18 protein-coding genes are annotated in these 16,966 nt (G+C 73.2%); 2 read left to right on the top strand and 16 right to left on the bottom strand.

Annotated elements, in window-relative coordinates:
* Window positions 1-178 precede the first annotated feature (178 nt).
* Window positions 179-667, top strand: a complete 489-nt coding sequence (locus ACPXBU_RS11130; protein ID WP_007458348.1) for a transcriptional regulator BldD — start codon at window positions 179-181, stop codon at window positions 665-667.
* A 75-nt stretch (window positions 668-742) separates the two neighbouring features.
* On the opposite strand, the gene nusB is transcribed toward ACPXBU_RS11130, so the two are convergent.
* The 5 genes from nusB to ACPXBU_RS11105 all read right to left on the bottom strand — a co-directional run bounded on the left by nusB (window position 743) and on the right by ACPXBU_RS11105 (window position 4,663).
* Window positions 743-1,153 (bottom strand): transcription antitermination factor NusB, encoded by a 411-nt coding sequence (nusB, locus tag ACPXBU_RS11125; protein ID WP_184188983.1) that lies wholly within the window; start codon window positions 1,151-1,153, stop codon window positions 743-745.
* Between the two features lie 23 nt (window positions 1,154-1,176).
* Entirely contained in the window at window positions 1,177-1,734 is a 558-nt protein-coding gene (efp, locus tag ACPXBU_RS11120) for an elongation factor P (RefSeq protein ID WP_210793018.1), read from the bottom strand.
* Window positions 1,735-2,146: 412 nt separating this feature from the next.
* Window positions 2,147-2,578 carry a type II 3-dehydroquinate dehydratase gene (aroQ, locus tag ACPXBU_RS11115; RefSeq protein WP_393367852.1) on the bottom strand — a complete coding sequence of 144 codons (432 nt, stop codon included), beginning with the start codon at window positions 2,576-2,578 and terminating at the stop codon, window positions 2,147-2,149.
* On the bottom strand, window positions 2,575-3,654 hold the full coding sequence (aroB, locus tag ACPXBU_RS11110; protein ID WP_425757968.1) for a 3-dehydroquinate synthase: 1,080 nt from the start codon (window positions 3,652-3,654) through the stop codon (window positions 2,575-2,577). The genes aroQ and aroB overlap by 4 nt, the downstream gene beginning before the upstream one ends.
* 10 nt (window positions 3,655-3,664) lie before the next feature.
* Window positions 3,665-4,663 (bottom strand): helix-turn-helix transcriptional regulator, encoded by a 999-nt coding sequence (locus tag ACPXBU_RS11105; protein WP_425757967.1) that lies wholly within the window; start codon window positions 4,661-4,663, stop codon window positions 3,665-3,667.
* Window positions 4,664-4,742: 79 nt separating this feature from the next.
* Between ACPXBU_RS11105 and ACPXBU_RS11100 the strand changes: the two genes are divergently transcribed.
* Window positions 4,743-5,471 carry an alpha/beta fold hydrolase gene (locus ACPXBU_RS11100; protein WP_425757966.1) on the top strand — a complete coding sequence of 243 codons (729 nt, stop codon included), beginning with the start codon at window positions 4,743-4,745 and terminating at the stop codon, window positions 5,469-5,471.
* A 27-nt stretch (window positions 5,472-5,498) separates the two neighbouring features.
* Here the strand turns inward: ACPXBU_RS11100 and ACPXBU_RS11095 are convergent, their stop codons facing one another.
* From ACPXBU_RS11095 to ACPXBU_RS11045, 11 genes are all read right to left on the bottom strand, one after another.
* Complete coding sequence (locus tag ACPXBU_RS11095) at window positions 5,499-6,002, bottom strand: shikimate kinase (RefSeq protein ID WP_425757965.1); 504 nt, start codon at window positions 6,000-6,002, stop codon at window positions 5,499-5,501.
* Window positions 6,002-7,180 (bottom strand): chorismate synthase, encoded by a 1,179-nt coding sequence (aroC, locus tag ACPXBU_RS11090; protein ID WP_393367843.1) that lies wholly within the window; start codon window positions 7,178-7,180, stop codon window positions 6,002-6,004. Before aroC ends, ACPXBU_RS11095 begins: the two co-directional genes overlap by 1 nt.
* Window positions 7,181-7,323: 143 nt before the next feature.
* The gene (locus ACPXBU_RS11085; RefSeq protein ID WP_425757964.1) at window positions 7,324-8,247 is read right to left on the bottom strand and encodes a glycosyltransferase family 2 protein; all 924 of its coding nucleotides are present in this window, start codon (window positions 8,245-8,247) and stop codon (window positions 7,324-7,326) included.
* A complete protein-coding gene (locus ACPXBU_RS11080; protein WP_393367840.1) occupies window positions 8,244-8,852 on the bottom strand; it encodes a glycosyltransferase in 609 nt (202 codons plus the stop codon). Before ACPXBU_RS11080 ends, ACPXBU_RS11085 begins: the two co-directional genes overlap by 4 nt.
* A 59-nt stretch (window positions 8,853-8,911) precedes the next feature.
* Entirely contained in the window at window positions 8,912-9,391 is a 480-nt protein-coding gene (locus tag ACPXBU_RS11075; RefSeq protein ID WP_393367839.1) for a UDP-N-acetylglucosamine--LPS N-acetylglucosamine transferase, read from the bottom strand.
* Between the two features lie 213 nt (window positions 9,392-9,604).
* Window positions 9,605-10,867 carry a hypothetical protein gene (locus ACPXBU_RS11070; RefSeq protein ID WP_425757963.1) on the bottom strand — a complete coding sequence of 421 codons (1,263 nt, stop codon included), beginning with the start codon at window positions 10,865-10,867 and terminating at the stop codon, window positions 9,605-9,607.
* Window positions 10,864-11,766 carry a sulfotransferase domain-containing protein gene (locus tag ACPXBU_RS11065; RefSeq protein ID WP_393367993.1) on the bottom strand — a complete coding sequence of 301 codons (903 nt, stop codon included), beginning with the start codon at window positions 11,764-11,766 and terminating at the stop codon, window positions 10,864-10,866. The genes ACPXBU_RS11070 and ACPXBU_RS11065 overlap by 4 nt, the downstream gene beginning before the upstream one ends.
* Window positions 11,767-11,774: 8 nt before the next feature.
* The gene (locus tag ACPXBU_RS11060) at window positions 11,775-13,403 is read right to left on the bottom strand and encodes a lipopolysaccharide biosynthesis protein (protein WP_425757962.1); all 1,629 of its coding nucleotides are present in this window, start codon (window positions 13,401-13,403) and stop codon (window positions 11,775-11,777) included.
* Window positions 13,400-14,710: an O-antigen ligase family protein gene (locus ACPXBU_RS11055; RefSeq protein WP_425758014.1), complete on the bottom strand. Its 1,311-nt coding sequence runs from the start codon at window positions 14,708-14,710 to the stop codon at window positions 13,400-13,402. The genes ACPXBU_RS11060 and ACPXBU_RS11055 overlap by 4 nt, the downstream gene beginning before the upstream one ends.
* 59 nt (window positions 14,711-14,769) lie before the next feature.
* The gene (locus ACPXBU_RS11050) at window positions 14,770-16,365 is read right to left on the bottom strand and encodes a lipopolysaccharide biosynthesis protein (protein ID WP_425757961.1); all 1,596 of its coding nucleotides are present in this window, start codon (window positions 16,363-16,365) and stop codon (window positions 14,770-14,772) included.
* The gene (locus ACPXBU_RS11045; RefSeq protein ID WP_393367989.1) at window positions 16,358-16,864 is read right to left on the bottom strand and encodes an acyltransferase; all 507 of its coding nucleotides are present in this window, start codon (window positions 16,862-16,864) and stop codon (window positions 16,358-16,360) included. Before ACPXBU_RS11045 ends, ACPXBU_RS11050 begins: the two co-directional genes overlap by 8 nt.
* Between the last annotated feature and the right edge of the window lie 102 nt (window positions 16,865-16,966).

Below are 16,966 nucleotides of genomic sequence, written 5' to 3'. Positions count from 1 at the left end.
CACCGGGCCGATGGACGGCGGCCGCTGACCACCGGGTCAGGAGCAGGAAATGGGGATAACTTCCCGGACGCTCCCCAACGGTCGGGTCACGACCACTTGACCAGGTGTCGCATTCCCCGTACCGTCACGCTCCGTAGCGATCGACGGGAGAACCCCGAGCAGCACTGGGAGTGTCCGAATGCCCTCTGAATACGCCAAGTCTCTGGGCGCCCGCCTGCGCTCCATCCGCCAGCAGCAGGGTCTTTCCCTGCAGGGTGTGGAGGAGAAGTCGAATGGGCGGTGGAAGGCCGTGGTGGTCGGCTCGTACGAGCGCGGCGACCGGGCCGTGACGGTGTCCCGTCTGGCCGAGTTGGCCGAGTTCTACCGGGTCCCCGTTTCGGAGCTGCTGCCTGACGGCAGCGGTGTCCGGCACGAGCCCACCAGCAAGATCGTCCTGGACCTGGAGCGGCTCTACGACGAGGCCTCCGAGGACCTGGCCTACGTCGCCCGCTACGCCCGCGCCATCCAGCAGCAGCGAGGTGACTACAACGGCCGGGTGCTCTCGATCCGCGCCGACGACCTGCGGGCGCTCGCGATCGTCTACGACGCCTCACCGTCGGGTCTGATCGAGCGGCTCACCGAGCACGGTGTGCTGGTGGCCGACCCGCGGGCGTTCTTCGCCTCCTGAGCTGTCGCTGTACCGAAAGGGCCCGTGCCATCTGGCACGGGCCCTTTCGCGGTACGGCGTTCGGTGGTGCGACGCTCAGCGGGTGGCGTACTCGGCGATCCGGCCGAGCACCCCGTTGAGGAAGCGCGGCGAATCGTCTGTCGACATCTGCCGAGCCAGCTCCACTGCCTCACTGATCGCCACCGCGTCGTCGATCTCGTCGACGTAGAGCAGCTCGTAGACGGCGATCCGGGCCAGATTCCGGTCGACGACCGGCATCCGCTCCAACGTCCAACCCTCGGCGTAGCTGGCGATCAGCTCGTCGATCCGGTTGAGGTGCTCGGCGACCCCCTCGACCAGGCCCACCGCGTAGCCGAGGTGCTCCGGTCGGGGCTGCTCGATCCGCTGCACGTAGCCGGCCAGCACCTCCACCGGAGGCTTGTCCCGCAGGTCGGCCTCGTAGAGGACATCCAGCGCCCGCTTGCGCGCCTTGCGGCGCGCCGGCATCTGCTGCTTGGAACCCTCAGCCATCAGGCGCGGCCGAGGTAACGGCCGTCGCGGGTGTCGACCTTGATCTTCTCACCGGTGGTGATGAACAGCGGCACCGGCACGGTGGCGCCGGTCTCCACGGTCGCCGGCTTGGTGCCGCCGGTCGAGCGGTCGCCCTGCAGCCCCGGCTCGGTGTAGGTGACCTCCAGCACGACGCTTGTGGGCAGCTCGATGTAGAGCGGCACACCCTCGTGCTGGGCGACGGTCGCCTCCGCCTCGGGCAGCAGGTAGTTGGCTGCCTCACCGACGGTGCCACCGAGAACGGTGATCTGGTCGAACGTCTCCAGATCCATGAAGACGAAGTCCTCACCGTCGGCGTACAGGTATTGCATCGTGCGCTTGTCAACGGTCGCGGTTTCGACCTTGGTGCCCGCGTTGAAGGTCTTGTCGACCACCTTCCCGGACAGCACGTTCTTCAGCGTGGTGCGCACGAAGGCACCACCCTTACCGGGCTTGACGTGCTGGAACTCGACGACAGCCCAGAGCTCGCCGTCCAGGTTGAGTACCAGGCCGTTTTTGAGGTCGTTGGTGGAGGCCATTTCCTGCCTTGATCATCAATTGGCGGACAGACCTTGCGAGTCTACTAGCTGCGCCGAGACCTGCCGACCGCCCTACGCGGGCGGGGGCCGAGCATCGGGCATCGACGCCCACAACGGTTACTGAGTGTGACCCGCAGGGCGGTGCTCGTCCCCCGCGTCGGGTCCTTTGCTCTGCACCCACCCGCGCGCCAGTCACCCACCGTGCCGGCCGGACAGCCGCCCCCGGTACGACGCAACTCACAAACTCGCAGCTCACGGCACTGGCGCATCCGGGGGTGCAGAGCAAAGGATCCGAGCAGGCACGGCACTCCGGCGTCGGACGCGGCGCACCAGGTGACGCTCGGCGACGGCGTTAACGCTCACATTCGGTGATTTGTCACAGACAGCGGGAAAACGGGCGGGACGGCCGCGGTCAGGCGCCCCGGCCGGCCAGGTGCTGCAGAGCGAGGCGATAGCCGTCGATGCCGAGACCGCAGATCACCCCGGTCGCCACCGCGGACACCACCGAATGGTGCCGGAACTCCTCACGGGCGTGGATGTTGGACAGGTGCACCTCCACCAACGGCCCCCGCAGCATCGCGCACGCGTCGCGCACCGCGTACGAGTAGTGCGACCAGGCAGCCGGGTTGAGCACCACGGCGGCACCCTCGTCGGCGGCGGTGTGCAGCCAGCCCAGCAACTCGTGCTCGGCGTCGGTCTGCCGGACCGTCACGTCCAGCCCCACCTCCCGGCCGGTGGTCTCGCAGAGCGCCACCAGATCGGCGTAGGTGGTCGCGCCGTACACCTCGGGCTCGCGGGTGCCCAGCCGGCCCAGGTTCGGCCCGTTGAGGACGTACACCCTCACGAAACCGACACCTCCCGGTACGCGGCCTCCAGCAGCGCGTCGTCCGGGCCCTCCAACATCGAGGGGCGGGCCAGCCCGTCCAGCACCACGAAGCGCAGTCGGCTGCCCCGGGTCTTCTTGTCCACCCGCATGGCGGCCAACAGTTGCGGCCAGGCGTCGGCCGGGTAGCTCACCGGCAGGCCCAGCGCGCTCAACGTGGCCCGGTGCCGGTCGGCGGTCGGCGCGTCCAGCCGGCCGGCGAGCCGGGCCAGCGTGGCCGCGTAGACCAGGCCGACGGCGACGGCGTGGCCGTGCCGCCAGCGGTAGCCCTCGTTCTGCTCGATCGCGTGGGCGAGGGTGTGCCCGTAGTTGAGCACCTCCCGCACGCCCGACTCCCGCAGGTCACCGGCGACCACGTCGGCCTTGACCCGGATCGACCGCTCGATCAGCTCCCGCAGCACCGGCCCGCGCGCGTCGGTGGCCGCCGCCGGGTCGCGCTCGACCAGGTCCAGGATCGCCGCGTCGGCGATGAACCCGCACTTGACCACCTCGGCGAGCCCGGCCGCCAGGTCGACCGCGGGCAGGCTGTCCAGGGTGGCCAGGTCGGCCAGCACCCCGACCGGCGGATGGAACGCGCCCACCAGGTTCTTGCCGGCGGCCGTGTTGATGCCCGTCTTGCCGCCCACCGCGGCGTCCACCATGCCCAGCAGCGAGGTCGCCACCGGCACCCAGCGCACCCCGCGCAACCAGCAGGCCGCGACGAAGCCGGCCAGGTCGGTCACCGCGCCGCCGCCCACCCCGACCACCGCGTCGGTACGGGTGAAGCCGGCCGCGCCGAGCCGGTCCCAGCAGGCGGCGGCAATGTCGATCTGCTTGCCGGACTCGGCGTCGGGCACCTCGATCGGCAGCGGCTCGACGCCTGCGGCGCGCAGCCGCTCGCCCACCGCGTCCGCCAGGGCCTTGAGCGGGGGCGCGTGCAGCACCGCCGCCCGGCTCGCGCCGGGCAGCAGGCCGGGCAACGCGCCCAGCAGGTCACGTCCCACCAACACGTCGTACGGCCGCTCGCCGCCGACCGGGATCCGGGTCACGTCGTCCATCGCCGGGAGCCTAGTCCAGCGGGCGGCGCGGTGCGGGCATCTGCCCACCTGATGGCCGGGCCGCCCACTCGGCGAGCAGGCGGGCGTGCTCGGCCACCGCGACACGCAGCGCCTCCGGGTGTCGCACCGTGAACGGGAAGCCCAGACCGGCGAGCAGCGCGGCCATGCCGGGCAGGCTCTCCGCCCGGGCCCGCAACAGCACCCCCTCGGCGGTGACGGTCAACTCTGCCACGCTGGGCGGGATGCGGCGGCGAGCGACGTCCACATCGGTCTCCAGCAGCACCTCGACCTCGTGCGAGTAGGGCACGCCGGCCAGCGACCGGGTCACCCGGGCCACCGGGTCGAAGCCCTCCGGCACGGTGAACGTCGCCGTGCCGGGTGTCACGGCGCCGACGCGGTCCAGCCGGAACGTGCGGACCTCACCGCGCCTGTGGTCGTGGCCGGTGACGTACCAGCGGCCGGAGTGGAAGACCAGGCCGTACGGGTCCAACTCCCGGTGCGACTGCTCGCCCCGCCAGGAGCGGTAGTCGAGTGCCACCCGCTGCCGGTGCCGGGCCGCCGCGGCCAGGGCGAGCAGGGTCCCCGACGCCGGCCGCAGCTCCGGCTCGGGGCGTCGCAGGGTGAACCCGAGGTGCTCCTGCACGGCGGCGAGCCGGTCGGCCAGCGCCGCCGGAAGCACCCGACGGATCTTCGCGAGTGCCGTGGCCGTCGCGGGCTGCTCGGTGGCCAGCCCGACCCGCTCCGCGACGACGAGCCCGAGCAGCGCCGCCACCGCCTCGTCGTCGGTGAGCATCAGCGGTGGCAGCTTGTAGCCGGGGTGCAGCCGGTAGCCGCCGTGCCGACCCCGGTCGGCGGTGACCGGGATGCCCAGCTCGACGAGGGTGGCCGCGTACCGGCGCACGGTCCGCTCGTCGACGCCGAGCCGGTCGGCCAGCTCGGCGGCTGTCGCGCGGTGCCGGGCCTGGAGCAACTCCAGCAGGGCCAGCACCCGACCAGCGGGATGTGACACGGACCACTCCTCAAAACCGGGCGGCTTCTGTCCGGATTCGATCGTACGGTCTGTCGGTAACCGAGCGAAGGAGCGACAGATGGCGACATATGTGCTGGTGCCGGGGTTCTGGTTGGGTGCCTGGGCGTGGCGGGACGTGACCGAGACCCTGCGCGCGCGGGGTCACGACGTCTACCCGATGACGCTCACCGGGCTGGCCGAACGCGACCACCTGGCCGGGCCGGACGTGAGCCTGGAGACGCACACCCTGGACATCGTCCGGCTCATCGAGGTCGAGGACCTGCGCGACGTACTCCTTGTCGGGCACTCCGGCGGTGGCATGCCGGTCGCCCAGGCGGCCGACCGCATCCCGGACCGGATCGCCCGGGTGGTCTACGTGGAGAGTGGGCCGCTCCCCGACGGCACCGCGCAGTTCGACACCGTGCCGCCGGAGGAGCAGCAGCGCCTCCGGGCCGCGATCGGCGACGGTCACCTGATGCCGCCGCCGGCCTGGGATCCGCTCGCCGACCCGGTGAACGTCGCCGGACTGGACGAGCCGACGCGTGCCCTGCTGCGTGCGCGGGCCACCGCGCAGCCACTGCGAACCGCCACCGACCCGGTAGAACGCACCGGTGGCCGGCCGGTGCCGACGGCACTTGTCGCCAGCACCTTTCCGCTGGGCGTGGTGCGGGAAATGATCGAGCAGGAGCACCCGTTCTTCACCGGCCTGGCCGACGGACAACTGCACGAGGTGCCCACCGGGCACTGGCCGATGCTCAGCGAGCCGAAGGCTCTGGCCGACGTCCTCGACCTGATCGCCCGCGGCTGAGCGGGCCGGCCCGCCGCCGCGCGCCGGTCAGTGCGGTAGCAGGGCGGCGATCTCCTGGACGACCGCCGCCGGGGTCCGCCCGTCGGTGGTCACCGTGACGGTGGCGACCTCGCGGTAGAGCGGCCGGCGCTGATCCATCAGGTGCTTGAGGGTGGCGCGCGGGTTGATCGCCAGCAGCGGTCGGCCGGCGCCCAGGCCCACCCGCTTCACCGCGTCCGGCAGCTCCACCGAGAGGTGCACCACCCGGTGCCCGATCAGAGCGGCCCGCGTCTCCTCGGCCAACACCGCGCCGCCGCCCAGGGCGAGCACGCCCGTGCCGCCGGCCAGCGCCGCGGCCACCGCGGCCCGTTCCAGGGTACGGAAGTGCGCCTCACCCTCGTCGATGAAGATCTCCGGGATCGGCTTGCCGGCCATCTGCTCGATGTCGATGTCGGTGTCGCGGAACTCCACCCCGATGGTGTCGGCGAGCGCCCGGCCGACCGTGGTCTTGCCACAGCCGGGCACGCCGACCAGCACGACGACAGGCGCCATCAGCGAATCACCAGCGCGTCGAGGTAGCCCGCCAGGTTGCGGCGGATCTCGGCGATCGAGTCCCCGCCGAACTTCTCGGTGGCCGCCTCGGCCAGCACCAGCGCCACCATCGCCTCGGCGACCACCGCCGCGGCGGGCACCGCACAGACGTCGGAGCGCTGGTTGATCGCGGTGGCCGGCTCGCCGGTGGTGACGTCCACGGTGGCCAACGCCCGGTTCAGCGAGGAGATCGGCTTCATCGCGGCACGAACCCGCAGCGGCTCACCTGTGGTGATGCCACCCTCCAGCCCGCCGGCCCGGTCGGTGACCCGGCGGACGCCCGTCGCCGACGGAATGATCTCGTCGTGCGCCTCCGAGCCCCGGGACCGGGCCTGCTGCCAGCCGTCGCCGATCTCCACGCCCTTGATCGCCTGAATGGACATCAACGCGGTCGCCAGCCGGGCATCGAGTTTGCGGTCCCACTGCACGTGGCTGCCCAACCCCGGCGGCACCCCGTACGCCAGCACCTCGACCACACCACCGAGGGTGTCGGCGGCCTTCTTCGCGGCGTCGACCTCGGCGACCATCAGCGCGCTGGCCTCCGGGTCGAGGCACCGCAGCGGGTCGGCGTCGATCCGGGCGGCGTCGGACGGCACGGGACGCAGGCCGGGCTTCGCGGCCACCGGACCCAGCTCGACCACGTGCGAGACGATCTCGATGCCGAGCGCCTGCCGGATCAACGCCTTGGCGACAGTGCCCACGGCCACCCGGGCGGCGGTCTCCCGGGCGCTTGCGCGTTCCAGGATCGGCCGGGCGTCGGTGTGGCCGTACTTCTGCATGCCGGCCAGGTCGGCGTGACCCGGCCGGGGACGGGTCAGCGGGGCGTTGCGGGCCTGGCGGGCCAGCTCGTCGGGGTCGACCGGGTCGGCGGCCATCACGGTCTGCCACTTCGGCCACTCGGAGTTGCCCACCCGGATCGCCACCGGGCTGCCCAGGGTCACGCCGTGCCGCAGACCGCCGAGCAGCTCGATCTCGTCGCGTTCGAACGCCATCCGGGCACCCCGGCCATAACCGAGCCGCCGACGGGCCAGCTCGTCGGCGATCTCGGTGGTGGTCACCTCAATGCCGGCCGGCACCCCCTCCAGCATCGCGACGAGGGCGGGACCGTGCGATTCACCTGCAGTCAACCAACGCAACACAGCGGTCAGTCTGTCACGGCGCGCCACCGACCCGGCACGCTGCCCGCCGCGTCCCGCCCAGCGGACACCGGTGCCCGGTCGAGCGGACACCGGTGCCCGGTCGAGCGGGCGCAGCGGCAGGTCGAACGGGTGCCCGCGGCGAGTCAGATGCCCCGGCCGCGCTTGTGCAGGGTGCGCAGCACGGCGTCCGCCCGGACCACCCGACCGGCGACGGCGAGGGCCAGATACGCGCGCGGCTCGCGGGGATTGCTCCGCAGGGTGCGCCGCGCCCACCGCAGCGCGCCCCGGCGGTTGCCGGCGGCGGCCTGGGCGAACGCGATCTGACCGGCCACCCGGGCCGCACCTGCCGGTTGGCCGGCGAACTCCGGGTAGCGCCGCAGCAGCCACTGCAACGCGTCGGAGATGGTGTCCCAGCGCTGCGAGAAGTACGAGCGCTTGTGCCAGCGGACCAGCACCAGGGGCGTCGGCAGATTGATCAGCGGCGCGCTGCGCGCCGCCCGCAACAGGAACTCGTAGTCCTCCGCGTAACTGCCCGGGATCTCCTCGTCGACCAGGCCGAACCCGTCGCGCAGCGCACTGGCGCGGATCAGGAAGGTCGACGGGTGCAGCTCCGTCAACCGGTCCCGCAGCAGGTCGTCCAGGCTGATCCGGTCCTTGTCCAGCACCCGGTCGACGGTGTGCCCGTCATAGCTGACCCGGATGCCGCAACAGACGAACTCGGCAGCCGGATCGGCGGCCAGCGCGTCGACCTGCACGGCCAGCTTGCCGGGCAGCCACTCGTCGTCGTCGTCGCAGAACGCGACAAGCTCACCCCCGCCGGCGAGGGTGCCGCTGTTGCGGGCCCCGGCCAACCCCGGCGTACGGGTGTTGCCGATCACCCGCACCGACCGGGCCGGGCCGTCCGCCAGCTCGGTCAGCGACTCGTCCGGCACGGACTGGTCGAACACCACCACGACCTCGATCGGGCCCGGGTACTCCTGCGCCAGGATCGCGCGCACCGCGGACCGCAGCAGCTCGGGGCGGTCCCGGGTGGGCACCACGACGCTGACGCTCGTCTGGTCGGTCATCGGATCTCCTTCGCACCCGGGCGCGGCCGGGACCAGGCCCGCAGCCGGTGTGGGCGCGGGGTCGAGCGGGCCACCAGGTCGTCGACGATCTGCCCGACCCGGGCCACCGCCGCCCGTTGTGCCTCGTGCGCCTGCGGGTCGGCGGCCACCGCGTACCGGGAAGGGTCGGCCAACCCGTCGGTCAACGCGCCGTGCAGCGCCTCCCGGGTCTCGCAGAGCGCCACCAGGCCGGCGGCGCCGAGCCGGCGGGCGAACAGGAGCTGGTGGTCGTCGACGTGCTCACCACGCGCCGGGTCGCGGGCCACCACGATGGGCAGATGGCCGTGCCGGCGGGCCTCCAGGATGGTCGCGGGACCGCCGTGGCAGACCACCAGGTCGGCCTCGTCCATCGCCTGTTGCAGCGCGTCGTGGCCGAGGAACGCCACCGCGCCGGGCAGGTGCGGAGCACGTGTGTGCCCGTGCTGCACCGTCAGCTCGACCTCGTCGGTGGCCTGCTCGTGCCACTGCGCCAACCAGTCGACGAGCCGGTCGAAGGGGTGCTTGTCGGTGCCGACCGCGACCAACAGCCGGAGCCGGTCGGTCGGGGTGTCGCGCTGGCGCGGCATCCGGGGCTCCGCACCGGTCGGGGCGGGTTGCGAACGCCGGGCGGTGCCGGCCTCCCCCGTCACAGCAGCGTCCCGACGACGGTGGCCTCGGGGTACTGCCGACGCTGCTCGTCCCACTGCACGAGCATCGCGGACAGAAACGGGCGGCAGAGCCGGGCGGTCATGGTCGGAGTGTCGATCCGGTCGTACACCTCGATGTAGACGGTCGGGATGCGCCACAGCCGGGCCAGCACCACGAACGGCACCGCCACCCCGGCGCCGGTGGTGACCACCGCGGCGACCCGCCGGGCCCGCAGCACCCGCCAGGCCAGCAACGCGTTGCGCAGCAGGTTCGGGATGTTGCGGGTGGTCGGGTGGTGCGCCGGCACGAGGTCCTCGCCGGTCAGCAGGGACACCGCCTCCGGGGTGTCGAAGGTTACCCAGCAGCGCCGCCACTGTTCGTACCAGGGCCGCAGGGCGAGTAGTTGGGCCAGATGGCCACCGCTGGAGCCGACCAGCAGGAGCACTGGCGCGGCATCGTCGTCGTTCTTCGTGTCCACGCGACTCCCCACAAGTTCGCTTGGAATTCCAGTTCACGCCACGCAGAAGCAGATCACACGTTCTCCGGTCGTTGAATAGCGCGACCGGACGAGACATCGATCTCCACATCGGGCACTCGGACGCGTCGAACGTCCGAGCCACATCGATCGTTATCACCACCTGCTATTTTGTCGTTACTCTGTGGCGCATCCCGACACAGCGATTCCTCCGGATCAGCCGCTATGTCTTTTCTCGATGACGTCCAAGAGTGCGGGATGCAGCGCGGTGTTCCAGCCCGCGCCCGCGTCGGCCAGCCGCCAGGTCCGCAACCACATCTCCACCAGGTACGCGTCGGCGACAAGCCGGCGCTGCGGCGCGCCGAGACCGAGGCGGTCGCCGTGCCGACCCAGGTACGCGTCGACCGCGGCCGCCGCGACGGCCGCCGACTCACCCCGCAGCACCAGGGCCCGCTGGAACGCGTCGTGCGCCAGGTCGAACCCGACCGGCACGTCCGCCCCGCTGTGCTCCCAGTCCCAGGCGACCAACCGGCCGTCGTGCCGGCCCAGGTTCCACGGCACCCAGTCGCCGTGCCAGTGGCCGAACTCGACGCTCGTGTCGCCGTGCCGGCGCGCCAACGCGGCGACCGCGGCGACCGCCCGCGCACCGGTCTCCTCGGCCGCGGCGGCCCGGTCGGCCTGACCGGCCAGACGGGACAGGAAGGTCGACCCGGCCAGCGCCCGGGGCGGGCCCGGCGAGTCGCCACGGCGGGCGACCGCGAGCAGCGCCGCGATCCGCGGTGGATCGTCGACCGGCACACCGCGTACCGCCGGTGGCAGCGGCTCGATCACCGCGACCACCTGGCCTCCCCACGCCGTCTCGGCGAGCAGCCGCGGCGGCGTCGGGTGGTCGGCGACACCGGCCACCGCCCGCAGCGCCCGCAGCGCCGCCGCCTCGGCGGTGACCAACGCGCGGGTCGCGTCGTTCCAGCCGATCTTCGCGTAACCACGCGGACGACCGTCGGCGGTGAAGAGCTGCAGGGTGGGCTTGCCGTTCGGGTCGGGTGGCCGGACCCCGCACGCGGCCAGCAGCGGCGTGCCGCCCAGATCGGCCGCGAGCCGCTCGGTCAGCAACAGCTCCGCCGCCGCCGCACCGGCGGGCACCGACACGGTCAACGTCGGAAAGGGCGCGAGCCCCACCGCGCCGAGCCGGGCCAGCCCGCCGAGCACCGCCCGCAACGCACGCACCTTCGGTGGCCGCAGGGCGTTGTACGCCAACAGCGACGCCGCCCCGGCCCGTGCGGCGCCCAACGGCACCAGGAACCGGGCCCGGGCGACCGACGGCACCACCGCGTACCGGGCCACCGTCCGGTGACCGGCCGGCGCGAGCCCGCCCACGGTCAGGTTCACCCGCTCGTCCGGGAAGACCGCGCGGCTCACCCAGCCCAGACCGTCCACCCGGGCACGCGGGTCGGTGGCCGGGCCCACAGTCGTCGTCACGCCGGCCGGTCCGCCCAGTCGAGGTCCAGCCCGAGCCGCTGGCGCAGTGCCTCGTTGTGCGGCCGGTAGTAGTCGGTCAACTCGGCGCGCACCGCGGGCTCCAGCGGCGCCGAGCGCCTGTCGTTGTAGACCTTGAAGTCCGGCAGGTCGTACGCCGGGAGCCCGAGGAAGTCGAGGGTGCGCCGGTAGGTCGCCCGGGAGTCGCGGTAGAGGTCCTCGCTGGGCAGGAAGAGGATCTGCTGCCTGTCGAAACGCTCCAACCACGGCTCCAGGTGCTCCAGGTAACGCCCCCGCGCCCGGTACGTGTACCAGTCGTACGCCTCGCTGAACGACTCCGGCTCGGCGATCAGCCGCTCCCGCTCCCCCGCCGTACGCTCCGGCTCGGCGGCCAGCGCGGCGGCGAAGTCCAGCGGCTCGATGCCGTGCGTACGGCGCTCCTTCCAGTGCGAGTACGCCCGCTCCACCGGGTCCCGCAGGAGCACGATCAGCTTCACCTGCGGCAGCAGCGCGGCGACCCGCTGCGCGGCGAGCGGGTGGAACATGTACAGCGGCGCGGCCTCGCCGACCCGGACCGGCCCGCCGTGCCGCTTCGACAGGGCGTCGCGGTGGCGCTGGGTCGGGAAGTGCGAGCGGTACCACGCCTCGCCGCGTCCCCAGTGCTCCTCGAAGTAGTGCGCCGACTTGGTGTTCCACGCCGGGAAGAGGCGGGGCACGAGCGGGTGCTGGATGAGGTAGTTCCACAGGGAGGTGGTGCCGCCCCGTTTCGTGCCGATGATCAGGAAGTCCGGCAGGGGCCGCCGGTCACTCGTGCGGACCCCGTAGTCCACCAGGGACTCCTTCACCCGGCCTGTCACCTGGGTCGGGACCAACTGCTTGACCCGGTCACGGATGGACGCCACGACGGACCTCACCTGCCTCTCGTCGATACCGGGTCGGGGTCGGCGGCCGCGGCCGTGTTCTCCCGTCCACGGACCTGCCTCATGGTCTCCCGGACGCCGGCGCGCACCCGGGGCAACGTCAACATGCCGACGCAGCCGGCCAGCAGCACACCCAGTGCCACCGCCAGGCCGGGCAGGCCGCGCCCGCCCACCAGCACGCCGGCGCCGGCGGCCACGCCCACCGCGACGGCCGTGGCCGTCGCGGCACGCACCGTCGCGCCGTCGAACAGCGGCTCCCGGACCACCGACCGGGCGAACCCGGCGGCGGTGAGGTTCTCGGTGGCGATGCCGGCGGCCCACGCCACCGCCGCTCCCGTGGCGCCGTACCGGGGGATCAGCCACAGGCCCAGCGAGACGGTCACCGTCAACCCGGCCACGGTGGCCACCAGGTGCAGGCCGCTGCGCCCACCCATCAGCAGCAGGCTCTGCACGTTGCCCACCCCGGTGTTGACGAGCATCGCCAACGCGAGCACCGTCATCGCCGGCACACCGGCGGTGAACTCCGGCCCGAACAGCTGCAGGAAGGCCAGTGCGAAGACCGCCAGCAGCAGGTACACCGGCCAGGACAGCACCAGCCCCCAGATGGTCAACTGCCGGTGCACGGCCGCCGCCGCCGCGCGCTCGCCGCGCCCGAGCAGCCGGGACAACTGCGGTGACACCGCCACCCGCAACCCCTGCATGGCGAGCTGGCCGGCCAGCACGTACCGGCCGACCGCACCGAACACGCCGGCGTCCGTCGGCCCGGCCAGCACGGAGGTGAGCAGCACACCCACCCACATGCTGCCCGCGTCGATGGCCGCCGACGCGGCCCGGGGCAGCGCGAAGCGCCAGAACGTCGACCAGTCGGCGCGGCGCGGACGCAGCGCCGCTCCCCGGCCCAGCCCGAGTGGGCCGGCCACGAGGACGAGGCAGACCAGCAGCGCCACCGCCGCCGGCACCAACCAGCCGGTCATGCCGGCGACCAGGCCCAGGCCGGCCAGCGCGGCGGCGCCGACCAGCACCGGCCGGGCAACCGGCAGCAGCAGGAACTGCACCCCGACGTACGCCCGGATGGACCGTACGCAGCGCAGCGCCGCCAGCAGGAGGGTCATCGCGACCACCACCGGCACCGCGGCGAACGTGACGGTGAGCAGCGCGTGGCCGCTCGCGCCGGAGCCCCGCAGCAACCGGGGCGCGAGCCCGTCGGCGGCCAGCACGCCGACGCCGGCGACCAGGAGCCCGGCCAGCAGCGGCGGGATCAGCGCCACCGGGAGCACCCGGGCCGCGTCCCCGCGCACGCCGAGACCGCGCCGGGGCAGCGACCACATCAGGCCGGTCTCCGCACCGAGCGTGCAGACGGCGGTGGCCACGGTGACCACCCCGATGGCCGCGAAGAACGCGCCCGCGCCGGCCGTGCCGTACGACCGGGTGATCACCACGGCCAGCACGAAGCCGAACAGGCCGCTGGCGGCCGCGCCGAGCAGCCCGGCCACGCCGCTGCGCGCGCTGCGTCGGGTCTCGGTCGAGCCCGCGTCCGCGCCGACGGCCGGCACCGCCGCGCCCGCGGGCACCGGCGTCGGGTACTCCGGGCCGGTCGGCGGTCGGGTCGCGGCGGTCATGCCGGCACCGCCGCGGCCGGCGCGGCGGGCATCGGCCGCCCGGGCGCCCGGGGCGGCCCGGTCCACCGTTCCCGTTCGGTGAGCGCCATCGCGAAGCCGACCGCGAAGAACGCGACAGCCAGATTCTGGTTCGCCATGCCGTAGAACGGGGCCTGCACCAGACAGACCACCGGCACGACCGACAGCCACTGCCCGGCCGCCGACGTGGCCCGCGCGCAGATCACCGCGGCGGCGACGAACCAGGCGAGGAAACAGACGAGCGCGGGTACGCCGTGACTGAACAGCACCATCCAGAGCTGCCCCTGGGTGCCGATCGGCGCGTCCGCCGACACGGTGTCGACGTTCACCGGCGCGCCGTAGCCCAGCCACGGTGACTCCTGCACCCGGCGGATCACCTCGGTGTAGAGCGAGAGCCGGTCGGTGTTGGTGTCGCTGGAATCGACCCGCTTGCTGATCAGTTCGGTGATCGGGATGAACAGCGTGGCCAACGCGCCGATCACCACCACCCCCACGATGGACGCGGCCACCCGGATGTTGCCGCGCAGGCTGGCCCGCACCCCGAGCACCGCCAAGCCGGCGCCGAGGCTCAGGAACATCGCCCGGTTGAGAGTGAGGAACGCCGGCGCGAGCGACAGCGGCAACGACGCGAGGAGCGCCCAGCGCAGGACACCCCGCCGGCGCAACATCGTGAAGGCCACCACGCAGGGCAACGTCATGGCGTACGCGCTGCCGTAGTTGTTCGTGTACGCAAACGGCGCGGCCGGCCGGTAGATCGGGTTGAGCGACCGGGCGCTGTATTCGGCGGTGGTCAGGTGCACCATGTCCTGGATGAACGGGGTGCCGGCCACCCCTCCGGGCAGCAGCACCTCCATCGGGGTGGCCATGGCCAGCCGGGGCGCCAGCACCCCGAGCCAGCCCAGCGCCACCAGCGCGAACCAGAACACGCAGAGCGGGCTGAGCACCGCCACCAGGCTCGCGCGTTCCCGGGCGGCGACGTAGACGTAGACGCCGACCACAAGCGCGGTCAGGTAGAACGCCAGACGCAGGGCGAACGTCAGCAGCGAGGCGGGCGACGGCAGTTGGGTGGCGCTGACCACCACGATGGCGAGGAACAGCAACCAGATCCCGGCCGCCGGCGGCAGTGGCACCCGGCCCCGGGTGAGCAGCAACGCGAACAGCAGCCCACCCAGCAGCGGCCAGCCGAGGTAGAACGCGCCGACCACCCACCAGAGCGGCACCAGGCCGAACATCAGCGACAGGGGCCACAGCGGCAGCCGGGGCGGCAGCGGCGGCGGCACCGGGGCCACGCCGGCGGGAGCGACGCCGGGCGGCGGGTCGGTCGCCGGGGCGCGGGTGACCGACACGCTCAGGCCCGGCCGTTGCGGGTGAGCACGAAGCCCAGTGGGGTGACCCCCGCGGCGCGCAGCCGCTCCACCAGGCGTCGCAGGTCGCTCTGCCGGGTGCGGTCCCGCTCCACGACCACCACCGCGCTGCCCTGCCGTGCGACGGCGACACCGCGCTCGTCGGACTCCGCGGCCGGGGCGTTGAACAGCACCAGGCCGTGGTCCGCGCCCTGTCGCCAGGTGCCGAACCGGACGCTGCCCACACCGACGCTCACCTCGTCCGGGTCGACGACCCGGCCGTTCTCGGGCCGGGCGGACGACACCCGGGGAATCGTCAGCGTCGCGTCCGCATCGGTGGACGGGCGGCCGCCGGGCGGATGCGGGGACGGCCGGCGGGCTGCCGCGGCCTCTCCGGCAGCGGCGGCCGGGGGGCTGCCCGCCGGGCGGGGCTTCGGCACCAGCGGCCGGGACGGATCGATGGGCAGTCGTCCCCGGTCGGCGAGCACCGTGGCGCGCAGCCGCTCGGCGCGTCCGCTGTCGTCGGCGACGAAGACGTCGCGGCCGTCGGCGGCGAGCGCCACCGCGAGCCCGGCGGTGAGCGCGGTGGCGTCCTCCCGGGTGCTGACAAGCGCCACCCGGGCCGGTGGACGGACCCGTTCGGCGACCGCCATCGCCACGTACCGGACGTCCGCGTCGACGGCCCGGGGGCTGCCCCGGAACGCCGGCCGGCGCACGGTGCCGAGCAGCGGCAGGCCGGTGGCGTCCCGGCCGTCGGCGACCGAGCGGACCCGCCGGTCGGCCGACTCCCAGGCGTACGCGAGCACGATGCCGATCAGCGCGCCACCGAGCAGGCCGGCGACCAGGTAGAGCGGCCGGTGCCCGGCGGAGGCGACGAGTGACTTCTCCGCGCTCTGGGTCACCCAGCCGGGGTTGACGTCGACCGCGGCGATCTCGGTACGCGCGGAGTTGAGCTGGGTGAGCTGGTTGTTGACCCCGGACAGCTCGGCGACCACCGCGTTGGCGACGGCGGGGTCCTTCGTGGTGCTGGCCCGCCTCTGCAGCACGGCCTGCTGGGCGGCGACCTTTGTGATGCTGGCGTCGTAGGAGCGCAGCATCTCGGCGCGCTGCTGCTCGTACATGGTGCGTCGCACGTCCAGGTAGGCCTGGGCGGCCAGGTTGGCGCCCTGCACCGCCCGCTGTGCCTCGCCCGCCTGGTAGCTGAAGCGCAGGATCTGCCCACCGGTGGGCACCTCGACCTCGAGCGCGCCGCGGATGTCGCGCGGGTGTCCGCCGGCCGCGTCGGCGAGCCGTCGCACCACCTCGGTGCCGGTGGCGATGCCGCTCTCCACGTTCATGTTGACCGCCCGGTCGGCGCCCGCGCCGCTGGGGGTGAACGCGTCGGTCACCACCGGCCGGACCGCCACCACGGCGTTCGCGGTGAGCGTCGACGGGACCAGCAGCACGTAGCCGAGCGCGGCCAGCAGACCGACCAGGGCCGCCGCGCCGACCAGCCGCATCCGGTGCATCGGCACCCGCAGCAGGTCGGTGAGTGTCACCGCGCCGGGGGTCGCGGCGGACGGGCCGTCCGTGGTCCAGGAACCGGATGTCGCATCAGTCATGGAACTTCTTCACCGTCTGTTGAGGATTGCCGACGACCACGACGCCGGGTGGGACGTCCGTGCGGACCACGGTCGCCGCGCCCACGACGCTGTCCTGACCGACCCGGACGCCCTTCAACACCAGGGCGTGTGCGCCGACCCACACGTTGTCCTCGAGGACGATCGGGGCACGGGTGGCCGGGCTGGGCGGGGCGTGCCGCTGCGCGGGCGGCAGGTTGTGGAAGTCGTTGTCGAGCAGTTCACAGTCCGACAGGAGGCACCGGTCCCCCACGGTGACCGACGTCCAGGTGCCGATCCAGGTGGCGTTGAGCAGACAGTCGGCGCCGACGCGGACCTCACCGGGGCCCGCGAAGCGGACCAGCTTGTTGATCCGGGTGCGGTCGCCGATGGTCACCCGCACGCCGCGGCGCAGCCGGATCCGACCACGGATCTCCACGTCCCGGCCGAGCGTCAGGCGCCGGTAGCGGAGCCGGTACCACAGGCGTTTGACCGCGAAGATCAGACGCACCGCGCGTCTCTTATGGATGCCAGCGGCGCCGAGCAACGATCCTCCCCCACGTCACGGGGCCGGTGGCGGTGTGCCCGCCACCGACCCAACGTG

Origin of the sequence: Micromonospora sp. DT231, assembly GCF_049847025.1 — a bacterium.
Classification (GTDB): Bacteria; Actinomycetota; Actinomycetes; order Mycobacteriales; family Micromonosporaceae; genus Micromonospora.
The sequence above is the reverse complement of the archived record's forward strand: the minus strand, read 5'-3'. Positions and strand labels throughout refer to the sequence as shown.